This is a genomic window from Rhizomicrobium sp. (genome assembly GCF_056722145.1).
This window is the reverse complement of record NZ_JBWZET010000206.1, coordinates 1-19,174: the sequence shown is the minus strand read 5'-3', so window position 1 is coordinate 19,174 and position 19,174 is coordinate 1. Positions and strand designations below refer to the sequence as shown.

Below are 19,174 nucleotides of genomic sequence, written 5' to 3'. Positions count from 1 at the left end.
TCGCGGCCGTTAAGCGCGTGGACAAGTTGGGATTTGAGCGGCGGCAAAAACCTGTATTCTCGACGGCGAGACAAATCGCCTTGTGGTGTCTTACGGCCGTTAAGTCGTGAACTACCACTGCTTGATTCCAGGAGGTCGTCACGCTGATCGATCCGACCGAGAAAGACCGCAGCCGCAAACGGTCGACCATCAACGACATCGCACGGTTGGCCAACGTCTCCAAGAAGACGGTGTCGCGGGTGATCAACGACTCGCCCTTCGTCAAGGAGGAGACGCGGCTTCGGGTCAACGCCATCATTCGCGAAGTCGGCTTCGAGCCCGATCCGCAGGCCCGCGGCCTGGCCTTTCGCCGGTCGTTCCTGATCGGCATGATCTACGACAACCCGACGCCGCAGTACGTGGTGAACATGCAGCAAGGCATCCTCGATGCCATGCGCGGTACCAGCTACGGTCTTCTGGTGCATCCCTGCGAGCGCACCAGCCCGACCTATCTCTCCGATCTGCGCAGCTTCATCGAGCGCCAGAAGCTGTTCGGGGTCATCCTGACGCCGTCGATTTCCGAAGACGAGCGCATGGTCAAGATGCTGCGCGAATTCGATTGTCCCTATGTGCGCGTCGCCTCGGTGATGCTCGACAAGGCCTCTACCATGGTGGTCACCCACGACGCTGAAGGTGCGATGGAAGCGGCGCAGCACTTGGCCGAACTCGGGCATGAGCGCATTGCCCATATTTCCGGCCCGCCATCGTTCCGGTCGGCGCATGAGCGGCGCCGCGGGTTTCGCGAGGCGTTGGCACAGCGCGGCGTCAAGCTCCGGCCCAGTTTCGACCGGGAAGGAAACTATACCTTCGACAGCGGCATTGCGGCGGCACGCGAACTTCTCGCCCTCAAGCCGCGGCCGACCGCGATCTTCGCCGGCAATGACGAGATGGCCGCTGGCATCTACAAGGTGGCGCACGAATTGGGGCTCGATATCCCGCGCGATCTGTCGGTGGTCGGATTTGACGACAGCGCCACGGCCCTGCGGTTGTGGCCGGTGCTGACCTCGGTGCGCCTGCCGGTGCGCGAAATGGGCCGATTGGCGACCGATAAGCTGTTCGGGCGGCAGGCGAAAAAGAAGCCCGCCGAGCCCGAGCTGACGGAAGTCATTCCCAAGCTGATCATCCGTGAGTCGACCGCAGCCCCGTCGGAATAATTTCACCCGCGAGGCCGTTGCACGAAACCGCCGAGGGCGTTATGACACCGGTTACCAAAGCCCGTCTGCCCGCCCGGGCCCAACGAGGATGCGCCATGTCCATTTACAAGAAAACCCTCTACGCGACCGACCCCGCCAGTATTATCGGCGCCAGCAACCAGCAGCTCCGCGACAGCTATCTGATCGACGGGATTTTCGTTCCCGATGAGATTTCGCTGACCTACACCCACATTGAACGCCTGGTCGCCGGCGGTGTCTTCCCGGTGTCGAAGCCGGTGGCACTCCCGATCCAGGACGAGCCGGCCTCGGCCAAGGGCAAGCCCTATCTCGAGCGGCGCGAACTCGGCGTCGTCAATGTCGGCGAAGGCGCCGGCACGGTGACGGTCGACGGCGTCAAGTACGACCTGATCCCGGAAGACGGCCTCTACGTTCCGATGGGCACGGCCGAGGTGGTGTTCGCCTCCAGCGACCCCAAGAAGCCTGCGAAGTTCTATCTCGCCTCGACTCCGGCCCACACTCGCTATGAGACGGTGAAGATTTCGGTCGCCCAATCGGTGCCGCTGGAACGTGGCGCGCTGGCGACGTCCAACGAGCGCACCATCCGCCAATATATCGTGCCGACGACGTGCAAGTCGTGCCAGCTCCTGTTGGGCGTGACGACGCTGAAGACCGGATCGGTCTGGAACACGATGCCGCCGCACACTCATGAGCGCCGCTCCGAAGTCTATTTCTACTTCAACGTCAATCCCAACGACCGCGTCTTCCATTTCATGGGCCAGGCCGATGGTCTGCGTCACATCCTGCTCAAGAACGAGGAAGCGGTGGTGTCGCCGCCGTGGTCGGTGCACATGGCCGCCGGCACGGCTGCCTACACCTTCATCTGGGCCATGGGCGGTGAAAATCTCGATTACACCGACATGCAGGCCCTCGAGATTTCCCAGCTCAAATAGGAAGCGACCATGACCAATCCGTTCAGCCTGGAAGGCAAAGTCGCCCTCGTTACCGGAGCCAACACCGGCCTCGGACAGGGCATTGCGGTGGCGCTGGCCGAAGCGGGCGCCGATATCGCGGTGGCCGGTTTCGTGCCGCCAACCGAGACGCTCGAAATCATCGCCAAGCTCGGCCGCAAGGCCGTCAATATCGACGCCAACCTCATCACCATCGAACCGGTCGGGCGCATCGTCGCCGAAACGGTTGCGGCGCTGGGCCGGCTCGACATCCTGGTCAACAACGCCGGCATGATCCGCCGCGCCGACGCGCTGGAATTCAGCGAAAAGGATTGGGATGACGTGATGAATGTGAACATCAAGTCGGCCTTCTTCCTGTCGCAGGCGGCGGGCCGCCAGTTCATCAGGCAGGGCGGCGGCAGGATCATCAACATCGCCTCGATGCTGTCGTTCCAGGGCGGCGTCCGGGTGCCGAGCTACACCGCCTCCAAGAGCGGCATCGCCGGCATCACGCGGCTTCTCGCCAACGAATGGGCGTCGAAGAACATCACCGTTAACGCCATCGCCCCCGGCTACATGGCAACCGACAACACCCAGCAACTGCGCGAAGACCCCGAGCGCTCGAAGGCGATCCTCGACCGCATCCCGGCTGGTCGCTGGGGCAAGCCGTCGGACCTCGCCGGTGCCGCGGTGTTCCTGGCGTCGTCGGCGTCCGACTACATCAACGGCGCCATCATCCCGGTCGACGGCGGCTGGCTCGCCCGCTGACGCTTTCCCATACCTGCTCCAACTGGCCCTCGCTTTCATCGGCGGGGGCCTTTTGTTTTTGTCAATCCGGTTGACAGGCAGGGCGGCCGCCGGCCGCATTTGTAGGCAATAACGACGAATTTTCATCCGGCACGACAATTGCGTTCCCGCCAGCAAAAGCGGAGGAGTGCGCAATGAACTGGAAGGCGACGGTTGCTTATCTCGGGTCATTCATCGCGATCGCGTCGGCGGCAGGGGCGGGCACGATCGTGCCGTTCAATTTCGGCGGTCTAGGCTTTTCGGCCAGCGGCACCTTGACGGTTGAGCCCAACGTGTCGCCGCCTGATCCCAATCCGCTGTGCGGTACGCCGGGCAACAATCCCTGCCGTGCCGACCCACCCGGCGCGTTCCGCATTATTGGCGCCAGCGGCACTTTTTCCGATGCCAATATTGGCATCTTCGATGCGGCGATCACCGGCATCGTGCCGACCAGCCCGACCAACGAGCACGATCCGGTGTTCGATCCGCTGGTGCCGACGAGCCTCAGCTATCTCGACTCCAACCTGACCTATAACAATCTCTTCTTCCCGGACGGTTCGCCGATCGATTGCGATTATCCTTTCTTCGGCACCTTCCTCGACGTGTTCGGTGCCGCCTTCACCATCGATGGCGGTCGCGTCGTCAACCTGTGGGGCGACGGCAATGCCGGCCCGGGCGGGGCGCTGACCTATGGCGCGGCGGTGGGCGAAGGCGCGACCCAGCTCGACTACGCGTTCGCCGGCGTCAACGCGGGCGTGCCCGAGCCCTTTAGTATCGCCTTCCTCGCGGCTGGCTTGGCGGGGGTGGGCTGGATGCGGCGCCGCCGCTGAGCCCCGGATAAGCAAATGCAGGCGGCAGAGCGCATTGTCGCTCTCCGCCCGTTTGCCCTCGAAGCTCCGGCGAAAGGAAACGCGCGTGCTGCCGCGCGCCACAGGCACCGTCCCTTCTCCCTGGGTTTTGCGGACCGCCCGCCTTGATACGGCGCGGTCGTTTGGGCGTGCGCGGGCGCGCGTCCGTGGCCCTGTATGGTCCCGCGTCAGCTTCGGATCGGAATGAAGACGCGGCCATGATGCGTGATCGTCATGCAGCGATGCTCCGGGGTTACCTCGCAAGGATGGGCATCGGCACTCGCTTCGACAAGAGGTGCAGACGAAATGTGAGAATCCTAAAACTATTCTGACACTCGCGGCAGGCCGAAGAGTTTCACAATTCGTTTGCGACACAAACGCAAAAAAGCCCGTCGATTAAGCACTTTGCGCACGCCATGCCGGTCGTCGCGAACGCTGCGCCGCCGCCGCCGCTTGCACCTGTTTCGCAACGCGTTTGGTAAATGTGGCAAGGTTGCTGACCTGGCGACGCCAGGGGAGCGACACTTTGTCGAGTGGGCGCCGCGGCGCGGGGCCCAGTGCAATGCGACCAAGACGGCGTTGATCGGTGCGGTATCGTACAACCAAATTGTCGACGTTGAGGTCGTCTCTGCCAGGATGACAACGCTATCGATGTGGGGATTGTCGCGGAGCACGTCGCCATGCCGGCCTATTCGGGAAAAGCGCAGCCGTACCTCGATGCGATCGCTAATGGCGTATTTTCGTCGCCAACGGTACGGCAATGGCTGATCAAGGGAACGCCGGCTGCCGGCAGTTATGAGGCGGCTGAAATTCTTAACGAGGAGCAGCGCGCCCGCCGCTGCGCGAGTCGGCCCTCCAAACAGCCATTTTGGGCGAACTATTGGTGCGGGCTCGACCGCCGTTGCACATGCCGCATTGCGGGCAGCAAGGGGCTTGAATCGGACGCCATTTTTTTCTTGCGCAATCAGGCGGGGCGCGTGCTCGCGATCCACGTCGAATTCAAACATCCTCGCGAGCAGTTTCAATTCGGACAGCCCGAGGCTTACCCATTGCGCGCGGCCTGTTTTGCCCGCACATGGCCGGCGCGTCGAACTCTAAACGAGCATCACGATTGGACGACTGTATTGTTCTGCGGCGAGGAGGCGCTGGCGGACCCGCGTGTGGCGTGTTTTCAGCGTGTCATCACCCACGCTGAGGCGCGTATGACGCTTGCCGCTTATCCGCCTATTTAGCCTCATGCCCGCAAGCTTATTCGTCCGCCCGTCGCATCAAGTCCCCTGCTGGATGAATGGCACCTGTTCGAACAGCTTACGTTCGCGGCCGCGCGGATCGTTGGCCAGGTGCGGCGGCAGGTCGAACACCATGGTCTCGCGCCGTTCGAGCGAGTAGGGCGTCCACGACGGCAGCAGCGCGTTGGTGGGATTGCCGGTCTTGGCGAAGGCGATGAAGGTCTCGCTGATGACGGCAGCCATCTTGCGGGCGCGCTCGTCGTTGCCGGTGATGGCGCTCGCCTTGTCGGTGTTGTCGAAGGCGAGGGGAATGTCGGTCATGTGCTGGGCGCGGCGGTGATCGTCGGGGCAGGCCCAGTCGAGTTGATAGGCGAAGGCCGGCGTGCCGGCGGCGGCGCGTAGTTCATCTTCGACGATGGCGGCGCGCCACGAGCGGCCGGCGGTGGTAGCAAGGAAGAACAGGTCGGTCGGCGAAATGCCGGGGAACCAGGATTTGTACGCATCGATGACCACCGACGGCAGGATGTCGACGCGCAGATTCTTGGCAAGGCGCTCCGGCAGTTCTTCCCAGGTCAGGTGATAGACGCCGGGATCGGTGATGAAGGCGCGGGTCTCGTCGTGGGTGTTGCCGATCATCATCGGGATGGCGGCGCTCTGGGGCGGCGCATCGGGATAGAAGGGGTGGCGCGTCAAATGCTTGAAATCGAGCACCGGGCCGAAATAGAGCCCGCCGGAGCCGATGACGGGATCGGTGGCGGCCAATGCTGCGACCAGCTTATCGGCCTCGATGGATTGAAGTTCGTCGACTTTGCTGACGCCGAGCGCTTTCAGATAGGCTTCAGTACGTTTGCGCGCGTTCAAGGGGCCCGAGGCGGTGAGCTGCTGGCCGCTCATGGTGGTGGCGCGATGAAACAGGCCGCGGGCGCTGGGCATCGCCATCATGGTCGCGATCTTGGCGCCGCCGCCGGACTGACCGAACACCATGACGCAGTCGGGATCGCCGCCGAACGCGGCGATGTTCTCTTTCACCCAGTGGAGCGCCAGGATGATGTCGAGCTTCCCGACATTGCCGGAATCGGGATAGCGCGCATCGAGAAGGCCGAGCGAAAGATAGCCGAAGGCGTTGAGGCGGTGATTGATCGTCACCACCACGACATTGCCGCGCTTGGCCAGATTGACGCCGTCGTAGAGCGCCGACGAGCCCGAGCCGGTCGAATAGGCGCCACCGTGGATATAGAACATCACCGCACGCTTGCCGCCGTCCTTCAGCGCCGGGGTCCAGACATTCAAATACAGGCAGTCTTCGCCCTGGTCGGCTTCGCCGCGTCCTTGCGGACAGGCCGGGCCGTAGCGAAGTGCCTTGCGGATGCCCTGCCACCGCTTTACCGGCACGGCCGCTTGGAAGCGGGTCGGGCGGGTATCGGCACCGTAGGGGATGCCCTTGAAAACGTGAATGCCGCTGTCGGTCGTGCCTTCAAGCTGGCCGCAAGCGGTTGCGACCACAGGTGCGGCTTTGTGCGACAGGGCCAGGGCTGGTGCGGACAACGCGCTGAGCGCCGCGGCCGTTTGTAAAACCCTCCTCCGGCTTGACACCGCTGTCATTGGGCGACCCTCCGCGTTCCACTTTGTTTTTACACGCCAAAACCCACGCCTTACGCGGCGCAGCCGGCCTCGACAATGGTGCTATTTGGGCGCAGGGGGCAAGCTTCACCACGCTTGGGCGGAGAGGTTAGGGTTTACGCTTGGAACAAACCACCCGTCCCAGATGTAAGGGATTTGCCGGAAATGTCCCTGAAAAAGCGTCTTTCCGGCGCAAATTCATGGGTTTGCTATGCGGTAGCGTTATCAGTAAGTGCTTGATGGTGTTGCCGGGTTGCATCGCGTGCCACAGCATCGCCCAAATTTCGCCACGTCGCATCTTGTGGCTGAGACCGCTCTGATCGTATGTTCGGGTGCTACCGGTGTCAGGAGGCACTGACACCGGTGTCAACGCCGGTCGTGTTTTCCGGCGTTCTTACGGGGAAACAACGGAACCGGCGCTGTCGAGAAAAGTACGCAGACAAAAAAGCCGTCGTACCGGCAGCAGCGAGGGAGGGAAAAACGTGTTGAACAAATATCTGACCGCGAGCTTCAAGCTTGGTGCGTCCGCCGTGGCGTTGATGGCCATCGTCGGCACCGCCGCCTCGGCCGAGGAAATGGAAACGGTCACCGTCACCGGTTTCCGGGCCAGCCTCGAGAAGGCGATGGACATCAAGCGCAACTCGCTCGATTCCTCCGACTCCATCCTGGCGGAAGACATCGCGAAATTCCCCGACATGAACGTGTCGGAATCGCTGCAGCGCATTCCCGGTGTCGCCCTCAACCGTGAATCCGGCGAAGGCCGTGAAATCACCGTGCGCGGTCTCGGCGCCCAGTTCACTCGCGTCCTCATCAACGGCGTCGAAGCCATCGCCACCGTCGGTTCGCAGGACGTGTCGACCTCGAACCCGGGCAATGGCGCCGGCGGCACCAACCGTGGCCGCGGCTTCGATTTCAACGTCTTCGCCTCCGACCTGTTCTCCGCGCTGACGGTTCACAAGTCGAATTCGGCCTCGCTGCAAGAAGGCTCGCTCGGCGCGACCGTCCAGCTGCAGACCGCCCGTCCGTTCGATCATCAGGGCTTCATCTTCACTGCCTCGGCTCAGGGCGGCTATCAATCGCTCGCCGGCAGCGTCAATCCGCGCGTCGCGGCGCTGGTGTCCAACACCTTCGCCGGCGGGCGCTTCGGCGTTCTGCTCTCGGCGGCCTACGGCACCACCAACACGCTGGAAGAAGGCACCAGCTCGGTGCGCTGGATGTCGGACCTGTCCAACGGTACTGCCGCCTATCCGGCCTACAGCAGCACCGCTCCGATCGTCACTACCCCGGGCGCCAACAGCAACCGCGTCGCTTCGGTCGGCGGCACCGCCTGCCCGGCCACGGCCTGGGAATCCACCACGCTGAAGGGCGCGTCCACGATCGCGGCATTGTCGGCGGCGTGCGCCGAATTCAACTCGGCGTTCCGTCCGCGCTTCCCGCGCTATGACCTGATCACCACCCACTCCAAGCGCCTCGGCCTGACCGGTTCGGTGCAGTGGCAGCCCGACGACAAGACGCTGTTCACCGTCGACGCCCTCTATGCCGATTTCGCCCAGATCCGCAACGAGAACTATCTCGAAGCGAATGCGTTCTCGACCGGCGCCAACGCCAACACCAACTACACCGGCTCCAGCGGTGCGGCCCATGTGACCTCGCTTGGCGTCGCCAACATCGCCATTCTCAACTACACGCTCGGCGGCGCGCAGGGCCTCACCTATCAGGGCTACGCCTCGAACACGATCGTCAGTGCGACCGCGACCGGCGTCGGCCTGCGGACCGAACATCGTCTCGACCACCTCGACACCCGCTTCATGCAGGTGACCGTCGACGGCAACCACGAGTTTTCCGACAAATTCAAGGTGCATGTGCTGGGCGGCTGGTCGGAATCGCATCACCGCAACCCGATCCAGGCGACGCTGGCGATGGACCTCGGCTGCGCTGGCGCCGGCGCCGGCAACGCCACGACGCCGGGTTGCACCGGCGCCGGTTCGGCGACCGACCCCTATGCCTTCGATTACACCACCGGCAACATGCCGATGCTGCATGCCGGCGCGCCGGGGAATTCGTCGTGGTTCCTGTCGAACGTTCGTGAGCGCCAGGAATTCGCCTACAACTCCTATCGTTCGGCGTCGGCCGACTTCGAATACAAGGCCAACAGCACGACGACCCTCACCGGCGGCCTCGATTTCCGCAACTTCGGTTTTGGCACGCTGGAAACCCGCCGTTCGACCGGCGGCACCGGCGAACTTGCGACCATTCCGGACGCGATCCGCGCGGTCGACCTCAACACCTACATCAAGACCGTCTCGCTCAAGGGCATCGACGTTCCGGCGGGTTCGACCACGACATGGCAGGTCGCCGACTTCGGCAAGGCGGCCTCGGCCATCAGCTTGTGGGATCCTACCGTGTTCCCGCTGAATTCGGCCGCCGGTATCGGCAATACCGGCACGGTGCGTGAAAACGACTACGCCGGCTGGATCCAGGCAAACTGGGACACCGAAGTCCTCGGCGTGGGCGTCAAGGGCGACGCGGGCGTCCGCTTCGTCCAGACCGAGATGCAGTCGCTCGGGTATGCTACGGTTGCCGGCGTAATCACGCAGAAGACCGGCTCGAACACCTATCACGACTGGCTGCCGGCGATGAACGTCGTGCTGCTGCCGACCGACGACTTCCAGGTCCGCTTCGGCGCCAGCTATGCACTGACCCGTCCGAACCTGACCGGCATGTTGCCGAGCGGATCGGTGTCGGTGTCCGGCTCCAATGCGACGGCCTCGATCGGCAATCCGAAAACCCCGCCGATGCGCTCCAAGAACCTCGACCTTGCCTTCGAGTATTATTACGGCAAGGGTTCGATGATCTCGGTCGCGGGCTTCTGGAAACACCTCGACAACTTCATCCAGAGCGTCCAGCAGACCGGCATCTGGTCGGCCAATCCGTGGGGTTGGACGGCGGATGCGTTCGTCGGCGCCTGCGGCGGCACTGGCACCGACTGGACGTCGATCCCGTCGAGCTCCTATTGCGCCACCCAGGGTCGCGAAAACACGCCGTGGACCTTCACTTATTCGCGCAGCGTCAAGGGTGCGCCGCTGTACGGCACCGAAATCAACTGGCAGCAGCAGTTCTACTTCCTGCCGGGTCCGTTCGAGAACATGGGCCTGCTCGCCAACTACACCTATGTCCAGGCGCAGCAGACCTATTACGACTCGAACGGCAAGCTCTTGATGATGGCCGACCTCAACAACATGTCGCGCAACAGCTACAACGCGACGATCTATTACGATGACGAAGTCTATCAGGCCCGCGTGACCGCCTCGTCGCGCAGCCACTACATCATCGATCCGAACATCGCTTCGAACTACAACAACTACGGCATCTTCGTGAAGGGCACGTTCAACCTGGACGCTTCGGCCTCCTACAAGATGAATGAAAGCCTGATGTTCACGGTCGACGCGATGAACCTGACCAACCAGGCGAGCAACATCTATGCCGACAAGTACGCCCAGCGGTCCTACCAGTTCCATAAGACCGGTCAGGTGTTCTACTTCGGTGCCAAGTACACCTACTGATCCTCTCTCCATTTTGCTCACGCTTTGCGCCGGGGATGTCCTCCCCGGCGCTTTTTTTGGAGGCCGGACCGCGGTGTGAATTGCGCTGCGCCACCAAGAAAGCGTCGACGCCAAATCGACGTACACTGACGATATGCCGGAGCCGTCCAGGAAGCGCCCTTATCGGCGGGGCGCCGGCGAAATTCTCCTCTGCCTGGGAGAACATCAACGCCGGCCTCGACGGCATCGCGATCGCCATCGCGGGGCTGGCGCCGCTGAAGGCTGGACTCATTCCGCTCAACATCCGCATCATGGACCCGATCTGCCGGAGCGCACGCTGATGGATGTCAATGCCGCGGCGAAGCCGGGCGCCAGGACGGTGGCGATCACCCTGGGCGGCGGCGTCGTGGCGGTGCCGGAGATCACACTCCCCAACAACGAGGTGCTACTGCCCACGGCGCATTGATCGGCACAGCAGGTTGGTGCCCGTTGCGAGGGTCCGGTAATGCGATGCAATTGCAATAAGTTGGCGTCGTCGCGGGGGCCTGCACCGGACCGCAGCGGCAGAGCGGGGCGAATGCGGCCGGGATGTGGTTTGAGCCGCTATTCGGACGGAAATCCCTGTGCTTACCGTCGCAGAATGCGTCTCCTGGATTGATAATGACACCGGTTTCCTATAAACCGGACAGGCCGGCTCCGAACGGAGCAATGGGCACGACATCAACACCGGTTTGTTAGAGTGGAGCGCGTTATGGAGGCAGTCCGCAAGCCGCATTCGGCCGCTGCAGAGGCAATCGCCAACGAGTTCGTTTCGGCGCGCTTGAAGGGCGAAGCGCTCAAGGAATTCCCCGGCGCGCTGCCAGCCGATCTCGACGCTGCCTACGCCGTGCAGGATGTCGCCATCGATCTGTTCCCGGATGAAATCGCCGGCTGGAAAATCGGCAAGATTCCCGCCGACGTGATCGCGTCGCTCGGCGCCAAGTCGCTGGCCGGTCCGGTGTTCCGCAAGGATGTGCATTACGCCGCGCCCGGCGGTGTGGTGGAATACGGCATGTTCGTCGGCGGCTTCGCTGCAGTGGAAGCCGAATACATGTTCGAGATCGGCGAAGATGCACCAGTCGGCAAGACGGTGTGGACCACCGCCGACGTCATCGCCATCGTCAAGCGGATGCTGTGCGGCGTCGAAATGGCGGGCAGCCCGCTCGCCACCATCAACAAGATCGGTCCGCGCTGCGTCGTCTCCGACTTCGGCAACAACAACGGCATCATCGTCGGACCGGAAATTCCGAACTGGCGCGAGCGCGTTTTGACCGAGCTGACCTGCGAGACCTTCATCAATGGCAAGTCGGTTGGCACCGGCATGGCCGCCAACGTTCCGGGCGGTCCGCTTGAATCGCTGCGCTTCGTCGCCGAGCTGTGCGCCAAGCGCGGCTGCCCGTTGAAAGCGGGCCACTTCATCACCACCGGCGCCATTACCGGCATTCACGACGTCGTGCCCGGCGAAATGGCGCGCGTGGAGTTCAAGGGTCTCGGCGCCATCAGTTGCGTTGCCGTACCGATGAAGCCGCGCATCTAAAGGGCGGCAGGGAAGCCCCTGTCGCGACAGGGAGTAGGTATGGGCCAAGCAGGGGGGCGGGCCGCCGGAAGCATGGGCTCCGGGCGGATCGGATGGCAGCGCTGGGTGGTATGCGGCCTGTTGTTTTGCGCCACCGCCTTCAATTACGTCGATCGCCAGACGATGGCGCTGCTGCAGCCGACGCTATCGGGCGTGTTCCATTGGAACCGCCAGGACTATGCCGACATCGTGCGCTGGTTCATGACCGCTTATGCGGTCGGCTACGTCGTGTTCGGCCATCTGATCGACCGGCTCGGTGCCAAGCTTGGCTACTCCGTCGCGGTGATGATCTGGAGTCTGGCGCATCTGTCGTGCGCCCTGGTCGGCTCGCTGACCGGATTCAAGTTTGCCCAGGCCGCGCTTGGGTTCGGCGAGAGCGGCAATTTTCCCGCCGCACTGAAAGCGGTCGCCGAGTGGTTCCCGCAGAAGGAGCGGGCGCTTGCGGTCGGCATTTTCAACGCCGGTACCAATGTCGGCGTCATCCTGACACCGGTGGTCGTACCGGTGGTCTTGATGAGTGTCGGCTGGCGCTGGGCTTTTGTTGCGACCGGCGCCTTGAGCCTTGTCTGGCTGGCGATCTGGGCGACGAAGTTTCACAACCTGCGCGACAGCAAAACGGTCGGCGCCGCCGAGCTTCGCTATATCGAAAACGACCGGCCGCCGCCGATGCCGCGGGTGCCCTGGGGCCGGCTTATCTTGGTTCGCGAGACCTGGGCGTTCGCGCTCGGCAAGTTTCTCACCGATCCGGTCTGGTACTTCTACACCTTCTGGATGCCGTCGTTTTTTGTCGACACCTATCACCTCAAGGTTGAGTACATCGCGGCGCCGATCATCATGATCTATGTCATATCCGATATGGGTTCGATTGCCGGCGGCTGGCTGTCGTCGGCGATGATCGGGCGCGGCGCGAGTGCCAACGTGGCGCGCAAATTGACCATGCTGCTCAGCGCCTGCTGCGTGCTGCCGGTCGCCTTCGCGACGCTTTACGTCCACGACATGTGGGCGACGGCGCTGATCATCGGCATCGCCGCGGCAGCGCATGCGGCGTTCTCCGCCAACCTCTACACCCTGCCGTCCGACACCTTCCCGCCCGCCGCGGTCGGCTCGGTTTCCGGCATCGGCGGCACGGCGGGAGCGCTCGGCGGGGTGGCGATGGCGTTCGGCGTTGGCGAGGCGCTCAAGGCGACGGGCGCCTATACGCCGGTCTTCATCGTCGCCGGATCGATCTATTTCCTCGCGGTGATCGTCATCCATGGGCTGACGCCACGCCTGGAGATGGCAAAATTCTCCTCAGTTTGAAGGGGTTGGCTCACGCGACGCGGGGTCACCTTCGCGGCCGGGGCAGATGCGCTTATCACGCCGCGAAACCCGAATTACGCTGCGCCCCATGTTCAAGCCCCCGATCCAGCTCTGGATGTCGACCCTCAAGACCTACGAGCGCCATATTTCGGCGCTGGCGATGGCGGGCGGCTTCGGTTTCGACTTCTTCACCTACGGCCGCGTCGACCATGCGGTGACCCAGACGCTGCTGATCGTTTATCTTTCGGTGGCGGCGTTCTCGATCGGGCTGCTGCATTGGCTCGAGGCGCACCAGGAGTGGGAATCGAAGCTGGTCCTCAAGCTGCGCTCCTACCTGCCGGCGTTGACCCAGTTCGTGCTCGGCTCGCTGTGGAGCGCGTTCCTCGTGTTCTATGCCCGCAGCGGCGTGCTGGCCGGATCGTGGCCGTTCCTGCTGGTGCTGTTCGCGATCTTCGTCGGCAATGAAGTCTTCAAGCACTATCATGCCCGTTTGATCTTCACGACGACGCTGTTCTTTTTCGCGCTGTTCTCCTATTGCGCCTTCATGCTGCCGGTGTTCACCAAGGTGATCAGCGTCGGCATGTTCGTGGTCAGCGGCATTGTTGCGGTCGCGATTTTTGCGCTGTTCCTGTGGCTGCTGGCCAAGCTCAGCCGGTCGCGGTTCGGCGAGGTGAAGTGGCAGATCGGCGGCGGCGCCGTGGCGGTCTATGCGCTGGTCACCGCGCTCTATTTCCTCGACGTCTTGCCGCCACTGCCACTCGCGATGCAGCAGTCGGGCGTGTACCACTCGATCTGCCGCGTGCCGGCGCGGGGCGCGGTGCGCTGCGTCGGCACCAAGGCCGATGCCTCGGTCGCGCGCGCCCGCAACACCTATTACCAGGCGGTGGAGGAGGAACAGACGCTGCCGCCAATCCTCGGCATCCGGCGCATCATCCATGTCCAGCCGGGCGAGCCGGTGATCGTGTTCGGCGCGGTGTTCGCGCCGGTCGACCTCAACACCACGACCTACTACATCTGGAAGCGCTATGACGAGAAGGTCGGCGATTGGGTGATGGTGCAGCGCCTCACCAATTCGCTGCGCGGCGGCCGTGACCAGGGCTATCGCGGCTACACCTACAAGTCCGACATCGATGCCGGCCTGTGGCGTGTCGACGTCGTGTCGGTGGACGGCCGCCTGATCGGGCGGACCGAGTTCAAGGTCGAGGCTGGTTCCGGCGGCGGCGCGATGAAGACGGTGCGTCTCTGAAATAAAATCCACTTGGCAAATCCGGTCCCTGCCACCACATACTGCGGCAGCGGGGACCGGAGGTACGCGTGACGCGACGCCAACTGTTAGCCACCGCAACAATAGCCGTAGGCTTTGTAAGGCCATCCTTCGCCGCCACGACCGTGCCGGTAGCGGAGTTTTCGGCATCCGGCCAGCTGCTCGGCGTCAAGCGCCAGCCCAAGGTCGTGCGCAGCGACGCCGATTGGCGCCATCTGTTGTCCCCGCTTGCCTTTACGGTAACGCGCCAGGCCGGCACCGAGCGGGCCTTCACCGGGCCGGGCTGGGACAATCACGGCGACGGAATTTACCGCTGCATCTGCTGCTCCACCGCGCTGTTCGATTCCCACACCAAATACGATTCCGGCACCGGCTGGCCGAGCTTCTTCAAGCCGATCGCCGCCGACAATGTGCACGAGACCCGCGACGGCAGTCTGCTGGAAGAACGCACCGCGGTGTCGTGCGCCCTCTGTGACGCCCACCTCGGTCATGTGTTCGGCGACGGACCGCGTCCGACGGGCCTGCGCTATTGCATGAATGCCGTCGCTCTCAAATTCATTCCCCGCGCCTGAAGGAGGCTCCCATGCTGAAACCGCTTGTCGTCGCCGCCCTTCTTCTCACCACCTCGGCCTGCGGCGAGGAAACCCGCCGCGCCTTGCCGCTGCCGCAGCAGGATATGCCCGCAGGCGCCTCGCTGCAGACGGCCGTGTTCGCCGGCGGCTGCTTCTGGGGCATGCAGGGCGTGTTCCAGCACGTCAAAGGCGTCCAGCAGGTGACGGCCGGCTATTCCGGTGGGGAGGCTTCCACCGCCCGTTACAGTGCCGTGGAATGGGGCAATACCGGTCATGCCGAATCCGTGCGTATCACCTACGATCCGCGCGCGGTCTCGTTCGGGCGATTGCTGCAGGTCTATTTCTCGGTGATGGACCCGACATCCGTGAACAGTCAGGGCCCCGACGACGGTCCGCAATACCGCTCCGAGATTTTCGCGGCCGATCCGGCACAGGCCCGCATCGCTGGCGCCTATATCGCGCAGATTTCGCGTGTCTTTTCGCGCCCGATCGCGACCCGCGTATCGGCATTGCACGGCTTTTATCCGGCCGAGGCCTATCACCAGGATTACCTGATCCGGAATCCGAGGGCGCCGTACATCGTCATCAACGACCTGCCCAAGATCGACAAGCTGAAGGCGCTTTATCCCGATCTCTACAGCCCGCGCCCGATCACGATGGCGCAGCGCTAGTCACTCGTACCACGAATACCCTTGGCGTTCGGTGAGGGCGAAAGCGCTCGACGGCCCCCAGGTGCCGGCGGTGTAGGGCAGGGGCCTCATGTCGCGTTCCTTCCAGCCCGCCTCGATGCGGTCGATCCAGGTCCACGCCGCTTCCACCTCGTCGCGCCTGACGAACAGGAACATCGAGCCGCCGAGCGCGTCGAAGATCAGCCGCTCATAGGCGATGCGGCGGCGGGTGGTGCGGAAGGCGTCGATCAGGTTGAGGTCGAGCGTTACCGGGCGAAGCCGCACCGCCTCCAGTTCCGGCGTCTTGTTCATGATCTGCAGTGCGATCTCTTCCTGCGGCTGCAGCCGGATGACGAGCCGGTTGGGCACGTTCATGGTGCTGTGGAAGATCGAATGCGGCACCGGCTTGAACTGCACCACGATCTGGGTGGAGCGCGTCGGCAGGCGCTTGCCGGTTCTAAGGAAAAACGGCACGCCAGCCCAGCGCCAATTGTCGATGTGGGCGCGCAAGGCGACAAAGGTCTCGGTATCGGAATTGCCGCCGCCGCTTTCTTCGCTGTAGCCGGGCACCGCGCCCGCCTCCATGAAGCCGCGCCGGTATTGGCCGCGCACGGTTTCGCGTTCGACTTCGGCGGTGCCGATCGGGCGCAGCGAGCGCAGCACCTTCACTTTCTCGTTGCGCACCGCATCGGCCCCGAGATCGGGCGGCGGCTCCATCGCGACCAAACAGAGGAGCTGCAGCATGTGGTTCTGTACGATGTCGCGCAGGGCGCCGTAGGAGTCGTAATACGACCAGCGCCGTTCGACGCCGACGGTCTCGGCGACGGTGATCTGGACGTGCTCGATGCAGTCCTTGTTCCAGAGCGGCTCGAACAGCGTATTGGCAAAACGCAACGCGATCAGGTTCTGCACCGTGTCCTTGCCGAGATAGTGATCGACGCGGTGAATGCGGCTCTCGGGGAAGGCCTGTTCCAGCGCCGTCTCGATCTCGCGCGAACTCGCCAGATCGCGGCCGATCGGCTTTTCCACTGCGATCGCCGTCTCGGGCCGGACCAGTCCGTTGGCTTTCAGATGTCCGGCGATGGTGCCGAAGAAATCGGGCGAAGTGGAAAGATAGTGCAGCGGAATGGCGCAATCCTTCAGCCGCTCGTTCAGTGCCAGATAGGGCGCCTGTTCGGTGACGTCACCGCTCTGATAGCCGAGCCGCTTGACGAAGCGCGCCCACACGTCCTCGCGAAAATCGGCCTTGGCGTGGTCGATCAGGCTGTCATGCACCTTGGCGGCGAAGCCGGCATCGTCGAGGTCGCTGCGCGCCACCCCGATGATTGCGAGGTCGTCGGCGAGGTGATGCTCCATGTCGAGGAAATAGAGCGAAGGGTAGATCATCTTCAGCGCGAGGTCGCCGGTGGCGCCGAAGATCACGAGCGCTTGCTTGTTGGCCATGCAGCCTTTCCAAAAAGAAACAGGCCGGAGTCTCCCCCGGCCTGCGCAAAATCGCAATCAAACAAGCGCATTCCCTTGCGGGAACAATTGCGCCTTTAAACCGTTTTGGCGCTGCTGAAGTCGGCCGGCTTGAGGCGGGGCGACAAGACGTGGATTACCGCGACGGCGACCAGGTAGATAATGCCGGCGACCAGGAACACGGCCGAGTAGCCGCCCAGACCCGACAGGGCCTTGGCGACACCCCGCGCCATGATGATGCCGCCGATGGCGCCTGCCGTACCGCCGATGCCCGAACACCGTCCGACGGCCTCCTTTGGCATCAGGTCGCTGGTCAGGGTCATCAGATTGGCCGAGAACGCCTGATGTGCCGCCGCCGCGAGGCCGATGATGAGGGTGGTGAGCCACAAATCCTTGGTGAGCATGGTCATGACGGCCACCGGCATCACGCAGGCGGCGCAGATCAGAAGCGAGAGCTTGCGCGCCTTGTTGACCGAAAATCCGGCCTTGATCATTGCCGAACTCATCCAGCCGCCGATCACCGACCCGACGTCCGACACCAGGAACACGACGATCACCGGCAGCGCCACGCCGAGCGTCGAGCGGCAGTCGGTGCCTTTCTGCAGGATGCAGATGAAGTTGCCGACGGCGGCCATCGGCCCGCCAATATGGGCGAGCTGTTCCTTGTAGTTGTCGAGGAAGAAGGTGGGCAGCCAGAAGGAATAGAAGAACCATACCGGATCGGTCAGCAGCTTGCCCAGCCCGTACGCCCAGGTTTCCCTCTTCAGCAGCACGGTGAGCCAGGGGAGCTGCTTTACCGGCACATAGGGATCGCTTTCGATGTAGGCGAGTTCCTGTTTGTTGGTGAAGCGGCTTTCCGCAGGCCTGGAGTAGAACGGAATCCACACCAAGAGCCACAGGATCGACAACAGGCCGGTGGCGACGAAGGCCCACTGCCAACCGAATGTCAGCATCACGAAGGGCACGATCATCGGCGTCAGGATGGCGCCGACATTGGAACCGGCATTGAAAATGCCGATGGCGAAGGAACGTTCCCGCTGCGGGAACCATTCCGCTACCGTTTTCAGGGCAGCCGGGAAGTTGCCGCCTTGGCCGAGGCCGAGCACCGCCTGGCTTACCGCGAAGCTGATCAGCACCATCGGAAGCGGCAGCAGGCCGATCAGGGCGCAGCCGAGATGGGCCAGCGTCCAGACACCGACGGCGATGATGTAGCCGCGCTTGGCGCCGAGCTTGTCGATCAACTGTCCGAACAGCAGGAAGCCGACCGCATAGGCGAACATGAAGAACTGGACGATGAAGGCGTAGTCGGCCTGGTTCCATCCGTAGAAATCGGACAGCGGCTTCTTGAGGTAGCCGATGGTGAGGCGGTCGACATAGAGCAGGCTGGTCGAGGCGAAGATCAGTCCGCAGATCACCCAGCGATACCAGCCGCCAGCCTTGGCCGGCGCTGCCTTGGTTGCGCCGAGGTCGGTGTTACTCATTGGTTTTTCTCCCTGGGTGGCGGGGCTGCCGCCGTGACGATGGGGCGACCGTTTCTGTTGACGGTGCGTATTCCGCCCCCTGATACCATAGCATGTTACCGGTAACGATGGCGCCGTTGCCGCTCCCCACCCCGCTGTTGAGGAATGGACATAGCGGCATTTTTGGCATCATCTGGCACCAGCCCATCGGCAGTATGACGGAATTGACACCGGTGGACAAGGAGGCAGCATGTCGGGGGGGCAAATCGCACCGTTCGTGGTTTTCGGGCCATCCCATCGCGTCGTCCTGGGGTTGATTGTGCTGGTTCCGCTGCTGTTGTCGGCGCTGGTCCGGCTGACCCGGTCTGCCACGTTGTCGCGGGTGATCGCGTGGGCCTTCGCGGCTGTCATCGCCGGCACCTGGATCGCCTGGTACATCGTCTTCACCAAGATGGGCTGGATCAATTCCGGTAACGCACTGCCGCTCGATCTCTGCAGCTGGGCGGCAATCGCCACCATCGTCGCGCTCGCGACCGGCAACCAGAAGGCCTATGAGCTGGCGTGGTTCTGGGCGATGGCCGGCACCGTGCAAGGCATCGTCACGCCCGACATCCCCGACGATTTCCCCGCCTTCCGCTTCATCGAATTCTCGCTGTTCCACGGCGGCATC

At 63.3% G+C, this 19,174-nt stretch carries 17 protein-coding genes; 14 read left to right on the top strand and 3 right to left on the bottom strand.

The window, feature by feature from the left end; translation table 11 throughout:
* Window positions 1–143 precede the first annotated feature (143 nt).
* From AC1P6P_RS11070 to AC1P6P_RS11050, 5 genes are all read left to right on the top strand, one after another.
* Window positions 144–1,193, top strand: a complete 1,050-nt coding sequence (locus AC1P6P_RS11070) for a LacI family DNA-binding transcriptional regulator (protein ID WP_481402520.1) — start codon at window positions 144–146, stop codon at window positions 1,191–1,193.
* Between the two features lie 95 nt (window positions 1,194–1,288).
* Window positions 1,289–2,143 (top strand): 5-dehydro-4-deoxy-D-glucuronate isomerase, encoded by an 855-nt coding sequence (kduI, locus tag AC1P6P_RS11065; RefSeq protein WP_481402498.1) that lies wholly within the window; start codon window positions 1,289–1,291, stop codon window positions 2,141–2,143.
* A 9-nt stretch (window positions 2,144–2,152) separates the two neighbouring features.
* Window positions 2,153–2,908: a 2-dehydro-3-deoxy-D-gluconate 5-dehydrogenase KduD gene (kduD, locus tag AC1P6P_RS11060; protein WP_481402497.1), complete on the top strand. Its 756-nt coding sequence runs from the start codon at window positions 2,153–2,155 to the stop codon at window positions 2,906–2,908.
* 173 nt (window positions 2,909–3,081) lie between these two features.
* The gene (locus AC1P6P_RS11055) at window positions 3,082–3,756 is read left to right on the top strand and encodes a PEP-CTERM sorting domain-containing protein (protein ID WP_481402496.1); all 675 of its coding nucleotides are present in this window, start codon (window positions 3,082–3,084) and stop codon (window positions 3,754–3,756) included.
* Between the two features lie 698 nt (window positions 3,757–4,454).
* Window positions 4,455–5,006: a hypothetical protein gene (locus tag AC1P6P_RS11050; RefSeq protein ID WP_481402495.1), complete on the top strand. Its 552-nt coding sequence runs from the start codon at window positions 4,455–4,457 to the stop codon at window positions 5,004–5,006.
* A 36-nt stretch (window positions 5,007–5,042) separates the two neighbouring features.
* Here AC1P6P_RS11050 and AC1P6P_RS11045 read toward each other — a convergent pair whose 3' ends face one another.
* Window positions 5,043–6,506: a carboxylesterase/lipase family protein gene (locus tag AC1P6P_RS11045; RefSeq protein WP_481402494.1), complete on the bottom strand. Its 1,464-nt coding sequence runs from the start codon at window positions 6,504–6,506 to the stop codon at window positions 5,043–5,045.
* A 599-nt stretch (window positions 6,507–7,105) separates the two neighbouring features.
* Here AC1P6P_RS11045 and AC1P6P_RS11040 point away from each other — a divergent pair.
* The 8 genes from AC1P6P_RS11040 (at window position 7,106) to msrA (ending at window position 15,586) form a co-directional block, all read left to right on the top strand.
* Window positions 7,106–10,186: a TonB-dependent receptor gene (locus tag AC1P6P_RS11040; protein WP_481402493.1), complete on the top strand. Its 3,081-nt coding sequence runs from the start codon at window positions 7,106–7,108 to the stop codon at window positions 10,184–10,186.
* Between the two features lie 80 nt (window positions 10,187–10,266).
* Window positions 10,267–10,506 carry a hypothetical protein gene (locus AC1P6P_RS11035; protein ID WP_481402492.1) on the top strand — a complete coding sequence of 80 codons (240 nt, stop codon included), beginning with the start codon at window positions 10,267–10,269 and terminating at the stop codon, window positions 10,504–10,506.
* Window positions 10,506–10,631, top strand: coding sequence for a hypothetical protein (locus AC1P6P_RS11030; protein ID WP_481402491.1), 126 nt, complete (start codon window positions 10,506–10,508; stop codon window positions 10,629–10,631). Before AC1P6P_RS11035 ends, AC1P6P_RS11030 begins: the two co-directional genes overlap by 1 nt.
* Before the next feature lie 285 nt (window positions 10,632–10,916).
* Window positions 10,917–11,741 (top strand): 2-keto-4-pentenoate hydratase, encoded by an 825-nt coding sequence (locus tag AC1P6P_RS11025; protein WP_481402490.1) that lies wholly within the window; start codon window positions 10,917–10,919, stop codon window positions 11,739–11,741.
* Between the two features lie 39 nt (window positions 11,742–11,780).
* Window positions 11,781–13,079 carry an MFS transporter gene (locus tag AC1P6P_RS11020; RefSeq protein WP_481402489.1) on the top strand — a complete coding sequence of 433 codons (1,299 nt, stop codon included), beginning with the start codon at window positions 11,781–11,783 and terminating at the stop codon, window positions 13,077–13,079.
* A gap of 88 nt (window positions 13,080–13,167) precedes the next feature.
* On the top strand, window positions 13,168–14,325 hold the full coding sequence (locus AC1P6P_RS11015; protein WP_481402488.1) for a DUF2914 domain-containing protein: 1,158 nt from the start codon (window positions 13,168–13,170) through the stop codon (window positions 14,323–14,325).
* A 68-nt stretch (window positions 14,326–14,393) separates the two neighbouring features.
* The gene (msrB, locus tag AC1P6P_RS11010) at window positions 14,394–14,915 is read left to right on the top strand and encodes a peptide-methionine (R)-S-oxide reductase MsrB (RefSeq protein WP_481402487.1); all 522 of its coding nucleotides are present in this window, start codon (window positions 14,394–14,396) and stop codon (window positions 14,913–14,915) included.
* Window positions 14,916–14,926: 11 nt separating this feature from the next.
* A complete protein-coding gene (gene msrA / locus AC1P6P_RS11005) occupies window positions 14,927–15,586 on the top strand; it encodes a peptide-methionine (S)-S-oxide reductase MsrA (RefSeq protein ID WP_481402486.1) in 660 nt (219 codons plus the stop codon).
* Here the strand turns inward: msrA and zwf are convergent, their stop codons facing one another.
* Complete coding sequence (gene zwf, locus AC1P6P_RS11000) at window positions 15,587–17,026, bottom strand: glucose-6-phosphate dehydrogenase (protein WP_481402485.1); 1,440 nt, start codon at window positions 17,024–17,026, stop codon at window positions 15,587–15,589.
* Window positions 17,027–17,121: 95 nt separating this feature from the next.
* Window positions 17,122–18,525 carry an MFS transporter gene (locus AC1P6P_RS10995; RefSeq protein ID WP_481402484.1) on the bottom strand — a complete coding sequence of 468 codons (1,404 nt, stop codon included), beginning with the start codon at window positions 18,523–18,525 and terminating at the stop codon, window positions 17,122–17,124.
* 229 nt (window positions 18,526–18,754) lie between these two features.
* Here AC1P6P_RS10995 and AC1P6P_RS10990 point away from each other — a divergent pair.
* On the top strand, window positions 18,755–19,174 hold a 420-nt coding region (locus tag AC1P6P_RS10990; protein WP_481402483.1), incomplete at its 3' end, for a TMEM164 family acyltransferase.

Bases quoted from the DNA above. Each gene is read 5' to 3' on its own strand.
- kduI (WP_481402498.1), top strand. From the start codon at position 1,289: ATGTCCATTTACAAGAAAACCCTCTACGCGACCGACCCCGCCAGTATT.
- kduD (WP_481402497.1), top strand. From the start codon at position 2,153: ATGACCAATCCGTTCAGCCTGGAAGGCAAAGTCGCCCTCGTTACCGGA.
- AC1P6P_RS11055 (WP_481402496.1), top strand. From the start codon at position 3,082: ATGAACTGGAAGGCGACGGTTGCTTATCTCGGGTCATTCATCGCGATC.
- AC1P6P_RS11050 (WP_481402495.1), top strand. From the start codon at position 4,455: ATGCCGGCCTATTCGGGAAAAGCGCAGCCGTACCTCGATGCGATCGCT.
- AC1P6P_RS11030 (WP_481402491.1), top strand. From the start codon at position 10,506: ATGGATGTCAATGCCGCGGCGAAGCCGGGCGCCAGGACGGTGGCGATC.
- AC1P6P_RS11025 (WP_481402490.1), top strand. From the start codon at position 10,917: ATGGAGGCAGTCCGCAAGCCGCATTCGGCCGCTGCAGAGGCAATCGCC.
- AC1P6P_RS11020 (WP_481402489.1), top strand. From the start codon at position 11,781: ATGGGCCAAGCAGGGGGGCGGGCCGCCGGAAGCATGGGCTCCGGGCGG.
- AC1P6P_RS11015 (WP_481402488.1), top strand. From the start codon at position 13,168: ATGTTCAAGCCCCCGATCCAGCTCTGGATGTCGACCCTCAAGACCTAC.
- msrA (WP_481402486.1), top strand. From the start codon at position 14,927: ATGCTGAAACCGCTTGTCGTCGCCGCCCTTCTTCTCACCACCTCGGCC.
- zwf (WP_481402485.1), bottom strand. From the start codon at position 17,026: ATGGCCAACAAGCAAGCGCTCGTGATCTTCGGCGCCACCGGCGACCTC.
- AC1P6P_RS10995 (WP_481402484.1), bottom strand. From the start codon at position 18,525: ATGAGTAACACCGACCTCGGCGCAACCAAGGCAGCGCCGGCCAAGGCT.